The organism is Fictibacillus phosphorivorans (assembly GCF_023715845.1).
Taxonomy (GTDB): Bacteria; Bacillota; Bacilli; order Bacillales; family Fictibacillaceae; genus Fictibacillus; species Fictibacillus phosphorivorans_D.
On the sequence record NZ_JAMBOR010000018.1, the window covers coordinates 1 to 16,108 of the forward strand.

16 protein-coding genes, 8 tRNA genes and 2 rRNA genes are annotated in these 16,108 nt (G+C 37.0%); 21 read left to right on the top strand and 5 right to left on the bottom strand.

Annotated features, from left to right (window positions below; translation table 11 throughout):
- From M3206_RS13605 to rocF, 11 genes are all read left to right on the top strand, one after another.
- Positions 1-103: ribosomal RNA gene (locus M3206_RS13605) — 23S ribosomal RNA — on the top strand; the annotation flags it as partial.
- A gap of 148 nt (positions 104-251) precedes the next feature.
- A 5S ribosomal RNA gene (gene rrf / locus M3206_RS13610) occupies positions 252-367 on the top strand.
- 30 nt (positions 368-397) lie between these two features.
- Positions 398-472, top strand: a tRNA-Asn gene (locus M3206_RS13615).
- Positions 473-482: 10 nt separating this feature from the next.
- Positions 483-558, top strand: a tRNA-Thr gene (locus M3206_RS13620).
- A 16-nt stretch (positions 559-574) separates the two neighbouring features.
- Positions 575-649: transfer RNA gene (locus tag M3206_RS13625), tRNA-Glu, on the top strand.
- Positions 650-677: 28 nt separating this feature from the next.
- Positions 678-753, top strand: a tRNA-Val gene (locus M3206_RS13630).
- 10 nt (positions 754-763) lie between these two features.
- Positions 764-839: transfer RNA gene (locus tag M3206_RS13635), tRNA-Thr, on the top strand.
- Between the two features lie 108 nt (positions 840-947).
- A tRNA-Tyr gene (locus M3206_RS13640) sits at positions 948-1,032 on the top strand.
- Between the two features lie 50 nt (positions 1,033-1,082).
- Positions 1,083-1,156: transfer RNA gene (locus M3206_RS13645), tRNA-Gly, on the top strand.
- A 10-nt stretch (positions 1,157-1,166) separates the two neighbouring features.
- Positions 1,167-1,242, top strand: a tRNA-Ala gene (locus M3206_RS13650).
- Between the two features lie 318 nt (positions 1,243-1,560).
- Positions 1,561-2,463, top strand: coding sequence for an arginase (rocF, locus tag M3206_RS13655; protein ID WP_251313082.1), 903 nt, complete (start codon positions 1,561-1,563; stop codon positions 2,461-2,463).
- A 25-nt stretch (positions 2,464-2,488) separates the two neighbouring features.
- On the opposite strand, the gene M3206_RS13660 is transcribed toward rocF, so the two are convergent.
- The gene (locus tag M3206_RS13660; protein ID WP_251313083.1) at positions 2,489-2,659 is read right to left on the bottom strand and encodes an aspartyl-phosphate phosphatase Spo0E family protein; all 171 of its coding nucleotides are present in this window, start codon (positions 2,657-2,659) and stop codon (positions 2,489-2,491) included.
- Between the two features lie 201 nt (positions 2,660-2,860).
- Between M3206_RS13660 and sigW the strand changes: the two genes are divergently transcribed.
- The 7 genes from sigW to M3206_RS13695 all read left to right on the top strand — a co-directional run bounded on the left by sigW (position 2,861) and on the right by M3206_RS13695 (position 11,268).
- A complete protein-coding gene (gene sigW / locus M3206_RS13665; RefSeq protein WP_251313084.1) occupies positions 2,861-3,436 on the top strand; it encodes an RNA polymerase sigma factor SigW in 576 nt (191 codons plus the stop codon).
- Between the two features lie 8 nt (positions 3,437-3,444).
- On the top strand, positions 3,445-4,110 hold the full coding sequence (locus tag M3206_RS13670) for an anti-sigma factor family protein (protein WP_251313085.1): 666 nt from the start codon (positions 3,445-3,447) through the stop codon (positions 4,108-4,110).
- A gap of 337 nt (positions 4,111-4,447) precedes the next feature.
- Entirely contained in the window at positions 4,448-5,281 is an 834-nt protein-coding gene (gene cdaA / locus M3206_RS13675) for a diadenylate cyclase CdaA (RefSeq protein WP_251313086.1), read from the top strand.
- Entirely contained in the window at positions 5,265-6,545 is a 1,281-nt protein-coding gene (locus M3206_RS13680; RefSeq protein WP_251313087.1) for a CdaR family protein, read from the top strand. The genes cdaA and M3206_RS13680 overlap by 17 nt, the downstream gene beginning before the upstream one ends.
- 18 nt (positions 6,546-6,563) lie before the next feature.
- On the top strand, positions 6,564-7,904 hold the full coding sequence (gene glmM / locus M3206_RS13685; protein ID WP_251313088.1) for a phosphoglucosamine mutase: 1,341 nt from the start codon (positions 6,564-6,566) through the stop codon (positions 7,902-7,904).
- Positions 7,905-8,383: 479 nt separating this feature from the next.
- Entirely contained in the window at positions 8,384-10,186 is a 1,803-nt protein-coding gene (glmS, locus tag M3206_RS13690) for a glutamine--fructose-6-phosphate transaminase (isomerizing) (protein WP_251313089.1), read from the top strand.
- Positions 10,187-10,713: 527 nt separating this feature from the next.
- On the top strand, positions 10,714-11,268 hold the full coding sequence (locus M3206_RS13695) for a DUF4871 domain-containing protein (RefSeq protein ID WP_251313090.1): 555 nt from the start codon (positions 10,714-10,716) through the stop codon (positions 11,266-11,268).
- Positions 11,269-11,292: 24 nt separating this feature from the next.
- Here M3206_RS13695 and M3206_RS13700 read toward each other — a convergent pair whose 3' ends face one another.
- Genes M3206_RS13700 through M3206_RS13715 form a run of 4 tightly spaced genes read right to left on the bottom strand, consistent with a single transcriptional unit; the run spans position 11,293 to position 14,157 of the window.
- Positions 11,293-12,318 (bottom strand): peptide ABC transporter permease, encoded by a 1,026-nt coding sequence (locus M3206_RS13700; protein WP_251313091.1) that lies wholly within the window; start codon positions 12,316-12,318, stop codon positions 11,293-11,295.
- Complete coding sequence (locus M3206_RS13705; RefSeq protein WP_251313092.1) at positions 12,318-13,160, bottom strand: ABC transporter permease subunit; 843 nt, start codon at positions 13,158-13,160, stop codon at positions 12,318-12,320. Before M3206_RS13705 ends, M3206_RS13700 begins: the two co-directional genes overlap by 1 nt.
- Before the next feature lie 10 nt (positions 13,161-13,170).
- Positions 13,171-13,944, bottom strand: a complete 774-nt coding sequence (tatC, locus tag M3206_RS13710; RefSeq protein WP_251313093.1) for a twin-arginine translocase subunit TatC — start codon at positions 13,942-13,944, stop codon at positions 13,171-13,173.
- A gap of 9 nt (positions 13,945-13,953) precedes the next feature.
- On the bottom strand, positions 13,954-14,157 hold the full coding sequence (locus M3206_RS13715; protein ID WP_251313094.1) for a twin-arginine translocase TatA/TatE family subunit: 204 nt from the start codon (positions 14,155-14,157) through the stop codon (positions 13,954-13,956).
- A gap of 111 nt (positions 14,158-14,268) precedes the next feature.
- On the opposite strand from M3206_RS13715, the gene M3206_RS13720 reads away from it, so the two are divergent.
- From M3206_RS13720 to M3206_RS13730, 3 genes are all read left to right on the top strand, one after another.
- A complete protein-coding gene (locus M3206_RS13720) occupies positions 14,269-14,805 on the top strand; it encodes a MauE/DoxX family redox-associated membrane protein (protein ID WP_251313095.1) in 537 nt (178 codons plus the stop codon).
- 14 nt (positions 14,806-14,819) lie between these two features.
- Positions 14,820-15,389: a TlpA family protein disulfide reductase gene (locus tag M3206_RS13725; protein ID WP_251313096.1), complete on the top strand. Its 570-nt coding sequence runs from the start codon at positions 14,820-14,822 to the stop codon at positions 15,387-15,389.
- Positions 15,390-15,500: 111 nt separating this feature from the next.
- A complete protein-coding gene (locus tag M3206_RS13730; protein WP_251313097.1) occupies positions 15,501-16,088 on the top strand; it encodes a hypothetical protein in 588 nt (195 codons plus the stop codon).
- The last annotated feature ends 20 nt before the right edge of the window (positions 16,089-16,108 follow it).

Below are 16,108 nucleotides of genomic sequence, written 5' to 3' on the forward strand. Positions count from 1 at the left end.
AAGTGAGTAAGACCCCTTAGAGATGATGAGGTTGATAGGTCTGGTGTGGAAGCGTGGCGACACGTGGAGCTGACAGATACTAATCGGTCGAGGGCTTATCCTTACTATTGTATGAAACGTTTGGAAACGTCGTATCTAGTTTTGAGAGAACATAAAATGATGAAAATCATTAAAAAAACTCTTGCAAAATGTATGGAAATATAATAAAATTTATCTTGTCCCAACCGGACAAAACATTTTGAGATATAAGGTCCAGTGATGATGGCGAAGAGGTCACACCCGTTCCCATACCGAACACGGAAGTTAAGCTCTTCAGCGCCGATGGTAGTTGGGGGTCTCCCCCTGTTAGAGTAGGACGTCGCTGGGTTTCATCTCAAAATATTTTAAATTCTATTATTCCACAGTAGCTCAGTGGTAGAGCTATCGGCTGTTAACCGATCGGTCGTAGGTTCGAGTCCTACCTGTGGAGCCATTCCTTTTTTGCTTCCATAGCTCAGCAGGTAGAGTGCTTCCATGGTAAGGAAGAGGTCACCGGTTCGAGCCCGGTTGGAAGCTCCATAATAACAATATGATTGGCCCGTTGGTCAAGCGGTTAAGACACCGCCCTTTCACGGCGGTAACACGGGTTCGAATCCCGTACGGGTCACCAACTTTTCTTTAACTGAATACTAACCTTTGGAGGATTAGCTCAGCTGGGAGAGCACCTGCCTTACAAGCAGGGGGTCGGCGGTTCGATCCCGTCATCCTCCACCATTTTTTACTTGCCGGTTTAGCTCAATTGGTAGAGCAACTGACTTGTAATCAGTAGGTTGGGGGTTCAAGTCCTCTAGCCGGCACCACAATTTTATTTTTACCGAAACAAAGATAAAATTGTTGTTACGAAGAATATTCTTTATGAAACTGCTGATAGATGCAGTAACATAGCGAGATCGATTCTTTTTTTATGTGGAGGGGTAGCGAAGTGGCTAAACGCGGCGGACTGTAAATCCGCTCCCTCCGGGTTCGGCGGTTCGAATCCGTCCCCCTCCACCATCTTGTATCTTGTATATAAAACAAGAAAAAAGTCTATAATGCATTTATGCGCGGGTGTAGTTTAGTGGTAAAACAAGAGCCTTCCAAGCTCTGGTCGTGAGTTCGATTCTCATCACCCGCTCCATTTTAACTCTGGGGCTTTAGCTCAGCTGGGAGAGCGCCTGCCTTGCACGCAGGAGGTCAGCGGTTCGATCCCGCTAAGCTCCACCATATACATAACAAACAATGGATATCAGACAATGGTCTGATTTTTTTTATATCAAAAAATTCAGAAGATGGTTTTGTCCATCTTCTTTTTTATTGTCAAAAAAAAACACGATCGTTTTACCCTTTTAAAAAGGATCGAATTAATGCTATTTTTTTGTTTTTCCATCTCATGCTTATAAATATGTATTTCAGAATCAAAAGCACTCTATTTTTGGTATATCTATGCAAAATTTTGTCCAGTTGAACCATGAAAAGCCTTACAGCTACAATAGTAGTAGGAATATTGTTAGTTTTTTGTTTTTTATAAGGGAGGAAGAAGAAATGTGGTTAAAGGATATTTCCGTAATTGGAGTTCCAATGGATTTAGGACAAATGCGCCGAGGCGTAGATATGGGGCCGAGCGCAATACGATATGCAGGTATTATTGAGCGTTTAGAAAACCTTAATTATCAAGTTGAGGATTTAGGGGATATAGAGATTGCACGTCCTGAAAAACAAAGGATTGAGAACGAAGGTAACCTTAAAAACTTGAGCGGCGTTTTGGAGGCGAGTGAAAAGCTTTCTGAATCGGTATCAAGCGTAATCGATAACAAAAAGTTCCCATTAATACTAGGTGGAGATCACAGTATTGCGATCGGAACGTTAGCAGGGGTTTCTAAGCATTACGAAAACCTAGGCGTCATCTGGTATGATGCGCATGGTGATCTAAATACTGAGGATACTTCTCCAAGCGGTAATATCCATGGAATGCCCTTAGCTGCCTCGATCGGAATTGGTCATGATGCCTTAACGAACGTCAGCGGTTATACACCAAAAGTTAAGCCAGAAAACATCGTTATCATAGGTGCACGTTCATTGGATGAAGGGGAAAGAGAACTCATAAAAGAAAAAGGGATTAAAGTTTACACGATGCATGAAGTTGATCGACTTGGTATGACAAAAGTAATGGAAGAGACGATCGAATACTTGAAACATACGGATGGCGTTCACCTTAGTCTTGACCTGGATGGTTTAGATCCGCATGATGCTCCGGGAGTAGGTACACCTGTACTTGGCGGAATCAGCTACAGAGAGAGTCATCTGGCGATGGAGATGCTTGCAGAAGCAGAAATCATTACATCAGCAGAGTTTGTAGAAGTAAATCCAATTCTTGATGAAAAGAATAAAACAGCAACCGTTGCTGTCGCCTTAATGGGATCTTTATTTGGAGAAAAACTTCTATAAAATACAAATAAGAACAGTTGCCTCTTTACGGAAGCAACTGTTCTTTTTCATTTATGCGTTGGAATTGATTTAGTAGTTGGTCGATTTCTTGAGAAAGTTCAACGACTTCTTCTGCGATTAAAGGAAGATGCTTTGAAAGCTCATTCATTTGCTGTCTGGAGTGTTCAATTTGTTCGATCAAGACATCTCTATGCATACAAACAACCCCTCTCTTCAATCGTTTAAAGTATTTGATATGATTAATATTCCCAGGGCTTATTAGTTTGAAACACTGCGACTAGAAAATTATACCTTTTTATTTCGTCAAATTCTGCAACATGATAAAATAAAAAAATAATGAAATTATTGAAACCAATGTCAAACTGATACGTAAATAAAATCCGAGTGGTGATAATAGATGGACGCCTTAGTAGCGAATATGGTTTCCCAAGTCAAAAAAGGAGACCAGGAAGCGTTTGAAGGCATTGTAGACCTTTTTAAAGATAAAATATACCGGCATTGTTTCCGGATGGTCGGCAATGGGCACGAAGCAGAAGATTTAGCACAAGAAACTTTTTTAAGAGCTTACCGTAATATAAGTAAATACAATAATGAATATAAATTTTCGACTTGGATTTTCAGGATTGCTACGAACCTCTGCATCGACAGGCTCAGGAAAAAGAAACCGGATTACTATTTAGATGCTGAAGTGCCTGGCACAGACGGAGCTACGATGTATAATCAGCTCTCAACGGATGAACCGCTTCCTGAACAAGTGGTTACTGAAAATGAACGATGGAATGAACTGCAAGAAGAGATCATGAAGCTCCCCGAAAAGTATAGAACAGCAATTGTACTAAAGTATGTTGAAGATTTATCACTTGAAGAAATCAGCCATATTATGGACATACCCGTACCAACTGTAAAAACTCGTATACATCGAGGCAGAGAAGCGCTGAAGAAAGTATTTCAAATGGTTGTTAAAACGAGGTGACGATAAAAATGCAGTGTGAAGCTTCTGTATTGGATGAATTGATGAATAAGGTACTCGATGGTGAAGCAACGCAAGAAGAAGAGCATGTTTTTTATACTCATTTAGAAGAATGTGAATCGTGTAAAGAAGAATACGAGATGCTTTTAGAGACCCTAAAAGAATTACAGTATCAGAACTCGACCATAAAAGCTCCTGAAGGATTTACACAAGCTGTTATGGCTAAGCTGCCAAAAGAGAAGCAGCAGATCAAATGGAGACGATGGATGAAGCGCCATCCTGCTTTAACAGCAGCGGCGATCTTTATGTTCTTTATGGCCGCATCCGTTTTTACAAGCTATAATCAACAAGATTTGGCCGTAGTAAAAGGTGAAGGTAACCTTGAGATCAAAAAGTCTGAAAGAGTGGTTGTGGTTCCGGCTGGTGAAACGATAAAAGGTGATCTTGTTGTAGAGAATGCAGACGTCCGTATTGAAGGAAAAGTAGAGGGCAATGTAACCGTTATAAAAGGAAATCAATATCTTGCATCAGCAGGAGAAGTAACCGGACACAGTCAAGAAATCGGTCAAGTGGTCGAATGGGTATGGTACAAGTTGAAATCATTGGTTAGTACAAAAGAAGAAACGATGCAAAATAACGATAAAAGCCGTTTAGAGACGGCTTTTTTTAATGGGTGAAGACGTGAGGTGGGCACTATCAACAACAGCGCTTAAATTTGTCGTAGAATGTCTTCTCGTGGTTATTTTCAAATTAACGTGGGATTTATTACGATTAACGTGGGAAAAGCTCATTTTTCGTGGGATTAATCCCGGTTTTCGTGGGATTTTTGACAGGCTCTCATTCTCCCTATACGTAAGCAGTTTCCTTTCCACTACTACCAGGATTGGCCGCAATTTCATGAAAATTGAGACTAGCATGCTCAGTTTTCTTTAAATTGAGGTATGCTATAATAAATAAGTTAAATCTATTATGAAATTTCAACTTGGAACACATACCCGAGTTGGGAGGGAAGTTATGTTACCAATCGCAGATTTTAATATTTTTAATTACCTTACACAAATCATTGATATTTTATTGGTGACGTATGTCATCTATAAATTGATCATGATTATCCGAGGAACGAAAGCTGTTCAATTGTTAAAAGGGATAAGTGTGATCATTGTCGTTTGGTTCCTAAGCAGCTCGTTCGATCTTCGTACGATGTCTTGGTTGATGGATAAAGTCATTACATATGGTTTACTAGCTATTATTATAATCTTCCAGCCCGAGCTGAGAAGAGCGCTAGAGCAACTTGGCCGGGGCAGATTCTTTTCAAGAACAGGGATTCCTGAAGAAGAAGAAACAGAGAAAACAATCTCAGCTATCGTGAAGTCTACGAACTATATGTCTAAACGCCGTATCGGGGCGATTATCTCTATCGAAAGAGAAACAGGATTAAGTGAATACGTAGAGACAGGGATTCCGATTCAAGCGCATTTGACATCCGAACTGTTAACGAATATTTTTGTACCGAACACACCGCTCCATGATGGAGCTGTCATTATAAAACAAAGTCAGGTTTTTGCAGCTGGCTGTTATTTGCCGCTTACAGAGAGTCCTTTTGTCTCCAAAGAGCTTGGGACTAGACACCGGGCTGCATTAGGGATCAGTGAAGTGACAGATGCGATAACCGTTGTCGTTTCTGAGGAGACAGGAACGATCTCCCTCACAAAAAACGGAGAAATTTATCGGAATTTGGACGAAGAGTCTTTAAGAAATTTGTTGCATGCAGAATTGATTATTGCGAATAAGTCCACTTCCTCATCTCGCTGGAATTGGAGGGGAAAGAAAAATGGACAAACTCCTTAATAGTTCATGGTTTGTTAAAATCATTGCTTTCCTCCTTGCTTTAATGATGTACACCATCGTAACCATGGAAACGCAGGAAGAAGAAACGAACCGTTCTATTTTTTCGAAAATGTATACGGAGAGCGAGACCATTCAGGACGTTGAAATCACACCGTATTTTAATGAAAAAGATTATGTCTTAACAGATTTACCATCTTCCGTTGATATTACCTTAACGGGCTCGAGTCGTTTGATTACAAAAGCGATAAAGGTAGATAAAGATGTTGAAGCCTATATCGATCTAACAAATGAGGACCCGGGAAATAAACGAGTTAAAGTAAACGTGCGAGGTCTTCCTGAAGGTGTTAAAGCGAAAGTGAAGCCTGAATACGTTGATGTCATGCTTCATAAGAAAGTTACGAAAAAGATGCCAGTAAATGTTGATCTGAAAAACGTAAGAAAACTTCCAGAGGGTTATACGGCCGGGGATGTTGAATTCTCTCCACGATCAGTCAACGTCACAGGGCCAGAAGGAATGATCAACCAGATCTCATTTATTACGGGATTTGTAGATGTAGGCAATGCAGAGGAAACGATAGAGACCAAAGTACCTTTACGTGCATACAATCAACAAGGTGATCTGATTGATGTACAAGTTAATCCAGAAACAGCAAAGGTTACTGTGCCGATAAGCAAACCGAAAAAAACAGTACCGATCTCGGTCCGTACAAAAGGTGAGCTGGAAGAAGGCCTCTCACTTGCTTCAATAACGACTGATCCTAACGAGATAACGTTGACTGGTACAACAACGTCTTTAGAAAAATATGATACCTTTAATGAGATTTCGATAGATCTTAGTAAAATTAAAAAAGATACAACACTCACAGTAGATGTTCCTGTACCAGAAGGAATTGATTCTGTATCTGTAAAAGAGGTAAACGTATCGGTTGATGTTGATGTCGAAGCAAAAGAAGTGAACGACCAGGACCAAGAGGTTACACGAACCTTTAAAGATGTTCCATTAACTTTGCTCGGGACAACCGATGAGAAAAAAGCGACGATCATAGATCCAGTAGATGGAACCGTGGATGTGACGGTGAAAGGCAAGAAGAGTGTACTGGATGGGCTTCAAAAGTCTGACCTCAAAGGTGTTTTAGATATAAGTCAGCTTGAAGAGGGAACACACGAGGTTAAGATTGATTGGAAAAATCCTGCTGATATTGATCTGACGGATACAGTTCAAGAAGCCAGTGTGGAAATTCAAACAGAAACTAGCAGTCAATAGATGAAGGAGAGAGCAATAATGGGAAAATATTTTGGTACCGACGGAGTAAGAGGAGTTGCAAATACAGAGCTAACGCCTGAACTTGCGTTTAAATTAGGGCGTTTTGGAGGATATATCCTAACAAAAGATACAGAGAAGCCAAAAATCTTAATCGGTCGTGATACACGTATTTCAGGACAAATGTTAGAAGGGGCTCTTATTGCTGGGCTTTTATCCATTGGTGCAGAAGTTATGCGCTTAGGTGTTATTTCAACACCTGGAGTTGCCTTTATTACAAAAGCTTTGGGTGCACAAGCGGGAATCATGATCTCTGCTTCTCATAATCCAGTTGCAGATAACGGGATCAAATTCTTTGGTGCTGATGGCTTCAAACTTTTAGATGAACAAGAAGCAGAAATCGAAGCACTTTTAGATAAAGAAACAGATGAACTGCCTCGTCCTGTAGGAGGCGACTTAGGCTCTGTCAGCGATTATTTCGAGGGCGGACAGAAGTACATGCAATATCTGAAGCAAACAATACCAGGAGACTTCTCAGGGCTCCATATTGCCCTAGACTGTGCTCACGGTGCGACATCTTCACATGCGCCGCACTTATTTGCTGACCTGGAAGCAGATATTTCAACGATGGGAACAAGTCCGAACGGCTTAAACATCAACGATGGTGTTGGAAGCACGCACCCAGAGAAGCTTGCAGCGCTTGTAAAAGAAAAAGGCTGTGACATGGGATTAGCGTTTGATGGTGACGGAGACCGTTTGATCGCGATCGATGAAAAAGGAAACATTGTCGATGGTGACCAAATTATGTACATTTGCGCGAAACATCTTAAAGATCAAGGCCGTCTGAAGCAGGATACCGTGGTTTCAACTGTAATGAGTAATCTTGGCTTCTATAAAGCAGTTGAAGCAAATGGCATGAAGTCTGCACAGACAGCTGTTGGTGACCGTTATGTAATGGAAGAGATGCGTAAGAACGACTATAATCTTGGTGGAGAACAGTCAGGTCATATTATCTTCTTGGATTACACAACAACAGGTGATGGACTTCTATCCGGCATCCAGCTTGCGTCCATTTTAAAAGCAACAGGAAAGCCATTATCAGAACTAGCGGGAGAGATGAAAAAATTCCCTCAGCTTTTGATCAATGTTAAAGTAGCGGATAAATCCAAGCTGAACGGAAATGAAGCGATCAAAACAGCTATCGATCAAGTGGAAACCGAACTTGAAGGAAACGGCCGAGTACTTGTTCGTCCTTCTGGAACAGAACCGCTTGTTCGAGTAATGGTAGAGGCGCCAACAGAAGAACTATGCCAAAAGCATGCAGAAACAATCGTTGAGGTTGTTAAAAAAGAGTTAGTATAAAAAGGAAGATCATTTTCCGACACAAAATGAAAAAGGGCACGAAACATATGCATATGCGGCTCACAAAAAGGGTTGCTTATGCATATTTTTTATTATGGAGCTGTATGTTGTTTCAACTTTTTCTTATTTAGGGAAAGAATAATAATTGACGGTTTTGAAAAACCCGTGTATGATTATTTTTGTTTACTCTAAAAGAGAAAGGAGTTACTAGTAATCATTCATCCAAAGCGCCTGAACTGCTGAGCGGAAAAAAGCAGTTGACGAGGAAGAGGTTCATCGATATTTCGGCGGATGCCTCTCGGAACTTTCACTTCCGTAAGCTTTTGTTTAAACCAGGCAAGGCGACTTCCTGTACAAAGACGAAAGCAAGTGAAAACCAAAATAAAAATAGAAAACATAGGTGGGGTTGTGAGCCCCGCTCACGGCCCCCTTATGTAAGCCGTCAGCAGAGTGTGATGGCTTAAGGAGGACGTTTATTTATGTGTGGAATCGTAGGTTATATTGGAAATAATGATGCAAAAGAAATCTTATTGCGTGGTCTTGAGAAATTAGAGTACCGCGGATATGATTCAGCAGGAATCGCTGTACTGAACGAAGACGGAGTTCATGTATTCAAGGAAAAAGGCCGTATTGCTAACTTGCGTGAGAGCGTTGATCTAGGTGTTGAAGCATCTGTAGGGATCGGGCATACACGCTGGGCAACTCATGGTGTTCCAAGCAAAGTGAATTCACATCCACACCAAAGTTCAACAGAACGCTTTACACTTGTACACAACGGTGTAATCGAGAACTATGAACAGGTGAAGAAACAATACATTCCAGGTGTAGAATTGTTGTCTGAAACAGATACAGAAGTTATTGTTCAGCTAGTTGAACATTTTGTAAAAGAAGGCATGGAAGTGGAAGAAGCATTCCGCCGTACATTGTCTGAACTAAAAGGTTCTTATGCGATCGGTCTAATTGACAACCAAAACCCTGAAACCATCTATGTTGGTAAGAACAAGAGCCCATTGTTAGTGGGTAAAGGTGAAGGCTTCAACGTTATTGCAAGTGATGCAATGGCTATGCTTTCTCAAACAGATCAGTATGTTGAATTAATGGATAAAGAAATCGTAATCGTGACACGTGACAGCTATACAATCAAGACTCTTGATGGTGAAGTGGTTGAACGTGCACCTTACACAGCAGAACTAGATGCAAACGATATCGAAAAAGGCACATACCCTCATTTCATGTTAAAAGAAATTGATGAGCAGCCTTTCGTAATGCGTAACATCATTAACCAGTACCAAAACGAAAATGGTGACCTTAAACTTGATGATGACATCCGTGCTGCAATGAAAGAAGCAGACCGTATTTACATCATCGCTTGCGGAACGAGCTACCATGCAGGGCTTGTTGGGAAGCAGCTTATTGAAAACATTGCTAACATTCCAGTTGAAACACATATCGCAAGTGAGTTCGTTTACAATATGCCGCTTTTATCTGAAAAGCCGTTGTTTATCTTCATCTCTCAATCAGGAGAGACTGCAGACAGCCGTGCCGTGTTAGTTGAGATCAAGAAATTAGGTCATAGAGCCTTAACTCTTACAAACGTACCAGGATCTACACTTTCTCGTGAAGCGAACTACACGCTTAGCTTGTATGCTGGTCCTGAGATCGCAGTTGCTTCTACAAAAGCTTACACAGCACAAATCGCTGTACTTGCGATCTTAGCAGTTGACTCTGCTCGTGCGAAAGGCATCGAGTTAGACTTTAACCCGCTTCAAGAGCTTGCGATCGTAGCAAACGCGATGGAAGTGTTATGTGATCAAAAAGAAGAGATGGAACAAATTGCTCGTGAGTTCTTAGCTGTAACGCGCAACGCATTCTTCATCGGTCGTGCTGCAGACTACTATGTATGTTTAGAAGCTGCACTGAAGCTTAAAGAAATCTCTTACATCCAAGCAGAAGGATTTGCTGGTGGAGAACTTAAGCACGGTACGATCGCGTTGATCGAAGAAGGTACGCCAGTTATTGCTCTAGCTACACAAGAGCACGTTAACTTAAGCATTCGTGGTAACGTAAAAGAAGTAGCGGCACGCGGTGCGTACACATGCGTGATTTCTATGGATGGAATGCAAGAAGAAAGCGACCGCGTCGTTCTTCCGAAAATTCACCCGTACTTGACTCCGCTTGTATCTGTACTTCCGATGCAGCTGATCTCTTACTACGCAGCGCTTCACCGCGACTGTGACGTAGATAAGCCGCGTAACCTAGCTAAATCAGTAACAGTAGAATAAATTAATTTGATCTGTCCGCATGTGAGTTATAATTAATAATGTCACAAAAAATAATTAAAAATGACATTCAATATATTTAATGTCATTTTTATCGTTAATGATTTTAAAGTACTGATGTTTTGAGATAACTATATCGTGAACAATACAAGTGTGAATCAAAAAACTTGTTGTGAATATAATTTGGTTAAAAATACAACAAAAAGAGGAAGCGTTGGTCCATTAGACCAACGCTTTTCCTTTTGTAAAAGCAACTTGTTAATAAATTTTCTCTCTGGTTAATCACTCTTTCCAATCATCCACTAAGGTGCACCCTTGCGAATAGAATTTATTAGGTAAATAATTTAATATTAACAAAAAATGGATATTTTTTATGGATTGCCAATGGATATCCGATCAATGAACACTCCATAAAACAGTTTATGTTATTTGTTAAATTTAATATAGGAAAAGTTGTTTTTTTAGAATCCATAAAGGTGAAATTTAGCAGTTTGTCGTATTTATAAGTATTAGGAAGGAGGTTATTAATTTTGAAGTGGGCTTTATTATTATTAAAAATATTACTATTAATCATCATTACAATTGGATGTACCAATAAGGAAGAAACAAAGGTTCTACAGAAGGAGAGTAATAAAAAAACAGAGGTATCAGATAGTCCGTTAAAAGAAGAGTCTGAAGCACCAGTTGAATTTAATGAAGAAATACTAACTAACACTAGTTGGAATATAAGCCCAACATTTGAATCTGGAGGGTTTGAATTTATAGGAAAACCACAAAAAATGGGAGTTATTAATGAACCCTTTAAAAGCGAGAAAACTTCAAAATATATGTGGCATTTTTGGGGGGAGAATCTGCCTAGTGGAAAGTTAACAGTTTTAGGATTCAAAGAGGGGAGCAAAACTGCTGAACCCGTACTAGAACTTGATGGCAAACTTGTATGGGCTTCTAGAGAATTAAGTGGTCCTAACAATGGTGCAAATGCTCATATACCCTCAAATATGTCAATAAAGAATCCAGGAAAATGGAAACTATTAGTATATATAGGAGAAACGTATATAGACAATATGGTAATTGAAGTAAAGTAAATATATGGGGAAAGGGAAGCTTTTTTAGCTTCCCTTTTTTTGAAGGTATACAAATTTTTCATTAGAAGGATTTGTTGTAATTTTATTCTTTTCTAAATTTTTTTTATTTATCTTTACATAAGAGTCCTTAACTTGTTTATTTAATTCTAATTCTTTTAAGTAATCAACAATGTATTGCATGCTAAGAATTGTTACTGTTAGGAGAGTAATAGGTATAAAGGGCATCCACGCATAAGTGGTCCATAAGAAACGAGACCACAAACCAATTAAACCAGACCATTCATTTGTTAATGAAGTAAAAATTTCGTTTTCAAAAAGATCCTTTGTTAAAACACTTCCACCTAATAACATTCCCATTACACCAAGATGGACTAATAATAATAAAACATGAATTACTTCCTGAAGAAAAATAAATCTTAATTTAGGTAGTATAAATTTGGGAGCATGTTTAAATAAAATATACGTTTTTTTTCCACCTAAAACTTTGACTCCTTCAATGAACTCAAGATTTTTTATATTAGCAAATTCGTTTGCTAAGAGATAAAACAATGGTAGAATCCCAATCAAAACCATTACAGTAATTTGTATTAATACTCTTTCTGAGAATGTAAGCGTGAATTGTCCATCTATCAAGGCATCTTGTATTAAAATCCAATATAAAATTAAATATACAGCAAGTGTAGTAGGGAAATAGTGCCAGGAGTCAACTAACCCTTTAATATACTTAAGTCCTCGACTTAAGTAAGTACCAAACACAGCTCCTAAAAAAAGACAGATCACTACTCTCAAAGATGTAATTAATAATGCGATTCCCAAAGTGTACTTCGCGCCAGTTAGTATAATATAAAAAATATCCTTTGATTTATTATCCGTACCGAGTGGAAAGTGTTCTAATGGAGAATAGGGTGGACTCAAAGCATTGCCATTCTCGAATTGTAACTTTACCTCGGGAATAACATCTCCTGTTTTAAAATAATAAAAAATACTAATTAACAACAAAGTACCAACATATCCAATGGATAAAAAATATAAAATTTTTCTAAACACCATTAGTTATTCATCCTTAATTTTGTCTTTTTCATAAAAGCTTCAACAGCTACAAAAAATATATTCCAGGGTATTAAAAATAGGATCAAAGAAAACGCAATTACTTCTGCAGTTTGGTGATTTAATATAAACCATATGATTCCTTGTATATTAAAAATCAACTCTAAGATAACTAAATTTGAGAAAGTGTACCAAAACCCAGGTTTTAAATAGTTATATAGTTTTAACTTAATGTTAGGAAATAAATGATTTTTAATTAGTTGAGTTTTTGAAATACCCTTACTTTTAGCAAATTCAATATAGTTTTTTGGCATTTCTTCGCTTAAAAGTAAGATAGTAATCCTAAAAAAATATATTAAAGGTATAAACATTAGGGAAATTATCGGTATAAAATAGGAATTTTCGAACCCACCAGCAATTTGAAATAATAAAATTCCAGTCTTTTTATAAATTAAGAGGAAAATCCATTGTAAAAAGAAAAAGATCGTAATATCAGGAATAGAACCTAAAACATTAATTATTTTTCTTATAGAGTTGTTTATATTGAATGTTAGTATTATTCCAAAAGTAATACCTAATAATAGTGCAGCTATATACGCAGAGGTAAGTATAACGATGGAATATTTAAGATAAGGTAAAATATTTTCTAATAAGTTTCTTTCAGTCATACCAGAAAGATAAGTGACTTCAAAAGGAGAAAGCAATGATTTTAATAATGTACTTAGATTTTGAAAAAATAAACTAAAGTTTAATAGGCCTATATCATTTCTGAAAAGTGTTGGCAAACTGGCTATTATACAAATACCTAGTATTGTAAATAATAAATTTAATATATATCTAACCATTTCTTTTCTCCTAAAGCTGCTGAGTTATAGATTTTATATGTCCGCGTTTTCTTTGCACATGCTTTCTAAAAATATATTTCGACATAATTACACTTATTTCATATAAAATAATCATCAATAATGCAACTGTTATATCCATCGTTAGATCAGGGGGAGTAATTAGTGCAGCAAGAACAATTAAAGCCATATATGCATGTTTTCTAATCTTCACTAAGAATTGTGGGTTTAAAAGCCCAATACGTGTAAAAAAAGCTAACAATGCAGGTAATTGAAAAACAAGTGATATAGGGATCAATATATTAAACAAGAACGAAAAATATTGAGTTACACCATATGTTTCAACAAAACCTAAGTCTTTGTTTAAATATGAAATGAAAGAAAATATAAATGGAACTATTAAAAAGTAAGTGAAAACCAATCCTATTAAAAATAATAAGAAAGATAATGGTATGTAAAATAAAACTTCTTTTCTTTCATATTTGTGAAGACCGGGTCTAATATAAAACCAAATTTGTAATAATGTCCAAGGAATACTGAATATGAGAGCATTTACTAGAGCGAATTTCATATATATTTTGAAAGCATCAGCAGGGTGAAATACATTCCATGTAACGTTTTCTAATCCTGGGCTAGTTTTAATAAACATAAAAGCTGGCTTTGCAAAAAAGAAACCCACAATAAAAGTTAAAAGAAAAACAATAACGATATAAAAACCTTTTTTTCTTAGTTCATTTAAATGATCCAACCATGTAAATTCTTGTAGGTCATCTTTTTTTTCATTCATCTTATTGTATTACCCCTCTAGTTTGTTTTCTTCCTTATTCTCTTTTTCAGTTTCCACAACAATTTGTTCCTTAGTTTCAATTAATCCACCTTTAAAAGATTTTATAGTTTGCCCTACTGTTTTACCCATTTCTGGTAACTTTTTCGGACCGTAAATGAGAAATGCTACCATTACTATTAATATAATTCCAACGGGACCTAAACTATTTAACATGTAAATTCCTCCAAATTTCTCCAAAATTTTTGTTGTGAATATTCTGATAATAGTATATATTAGAAAAGTAGTTTTTGCAAATTATTCTTTAAATGTAAGGAGGTGGAAATATTGTCATTATTTTATTCTTCGCTAGTTATATTAGCAGCTATTTTTATAGGGTCTAGCGTCTCTAAGGTATTGAATTTACGGGACTTTATCTCCGGAATTAAAGAGTATGAAATATTACCTACTACTATTGTACCGGTTTTCGCTATTTGTACTATTCTAATTGAACTATTTGTTTCTTACGCTTATTTGTTCCAGAAATTCATTATTTTAGCATCACTCTTTGCTGTAATATTACTGTCGATTTATGGTGTAGCTATTACGATCTCAATAGTTAGAAAAAAAGATATGAACTGTCATTGTTTTGAATCTTTCGGAGCTTCTAAATTAACTGCAGCGACTTTAATAAGAGTTGTTTTATTAATTTCCTTACATGCCTATGTATATGTAAATAGTGAGCTTTCAGAAACAGTGTTTAAAAGTTCTGTGGAGGATATAGTTTTATACGGATTATTAACGATAACATTGCTGTTGGCTAACGAGTTAGTACAAAAAGGGTTAGAAACTTATAAACAAGTTGTGAAAGAATACGGAAATTAGAGGGGGAGTTATTTATGGGGACGTTATTTATTAGCTCATACATAGTTTTATGGGTTGTAGTTATTAGTCTATCTTTTCTGATGTTACTCGTTTATAGGCAATTCGGTCTAGTTTATCTAAAGACTGCAGAAGGGGTCTCTCGTGGAGGATTGAAAATCGGTAATACAGTACCAGATTTGAGTTTTAACACTACATTTGACAATGAAATAAAGTTATCACAATACAAGGACCCAGTGGTTTTACTTTTTACATCACCTTCTTGTGGACCATGTAAAAAATTGCTTTCGAATCTAAATGATTTAATTATAGAATTTCCTAAACTCAATATTGTTGTATTTAGTATTGATTCAAAGAAGGAAGATACTTTGCCAACCTTAAGATGTCCAGTAATTGCCTTAGAAGATAGAAAATTATTTGAAGAGGTATTTAAAGGAGAAGTTACTCCATTTGGTTTCTTACTTGATGAAAATAGAAAAGTAGTTTCTAAAGGTGTTATCAATGATAACAATTCAATTAAATTCCTTTTTGATACTTCAAGGAAAAAAGATTTAAAAGAAGTAATGGAGCAACAAACGGCAGTATAATAATAAGTTTTTATCTAAGGAGGTGAGAAGATGTTTATTGAGGTAACTGTTGGAGCATCCATTGCACTCATTTCAGGTATATTAATGACCCATTCTGCCTGAGGAATTAATATGATCTATGTGATCAGACCTTCCGGTGGAAGGTTATCAAATTGGTTAAGTTGGTTTTATCAGGCAATACTATATACCGTAGCAGCTGCTTTATCTAGCGGATTTACTGGATTAATAGTAGCTTTTATTGGAGAAACCCTAAATCTCAAAGTTATTGAGTGGAGTCTTCTCATCGTAGGTATTATATCTATATTATACGGACTTAGAGAAGTAGGGTATATTAAATTACCAATGCCACAAAGAAAATGGCAAGTTCCTGTTTCTTGGATCATTAATCGCAAATATGTAGGTGCATTTTTGTATGGGTTAACTATTGGGGCAGGATATCTAACCTATATTACCTACTCAGGTTTTTATGTCTGGCTTCTATTAGCCCTGTACTTAGGAAATCCTTTATATGGATTTATTCTAGGAATTATTTATGGTTTAGGCAGAAGTTTACCACTTATATTTGGTGGTCTCTCCTTACATTTCAAAGAAAGTAACGTAGCAACATTTAGCCAATTAGTATTCTTACGAGCAAATATATGGAAGAAGGTCAGTAGTGTTCTTCTTATTTGTGGTGGCTTTATTTTGCTTTTATTATAGTTACTTTTCTTAAGTGAAAG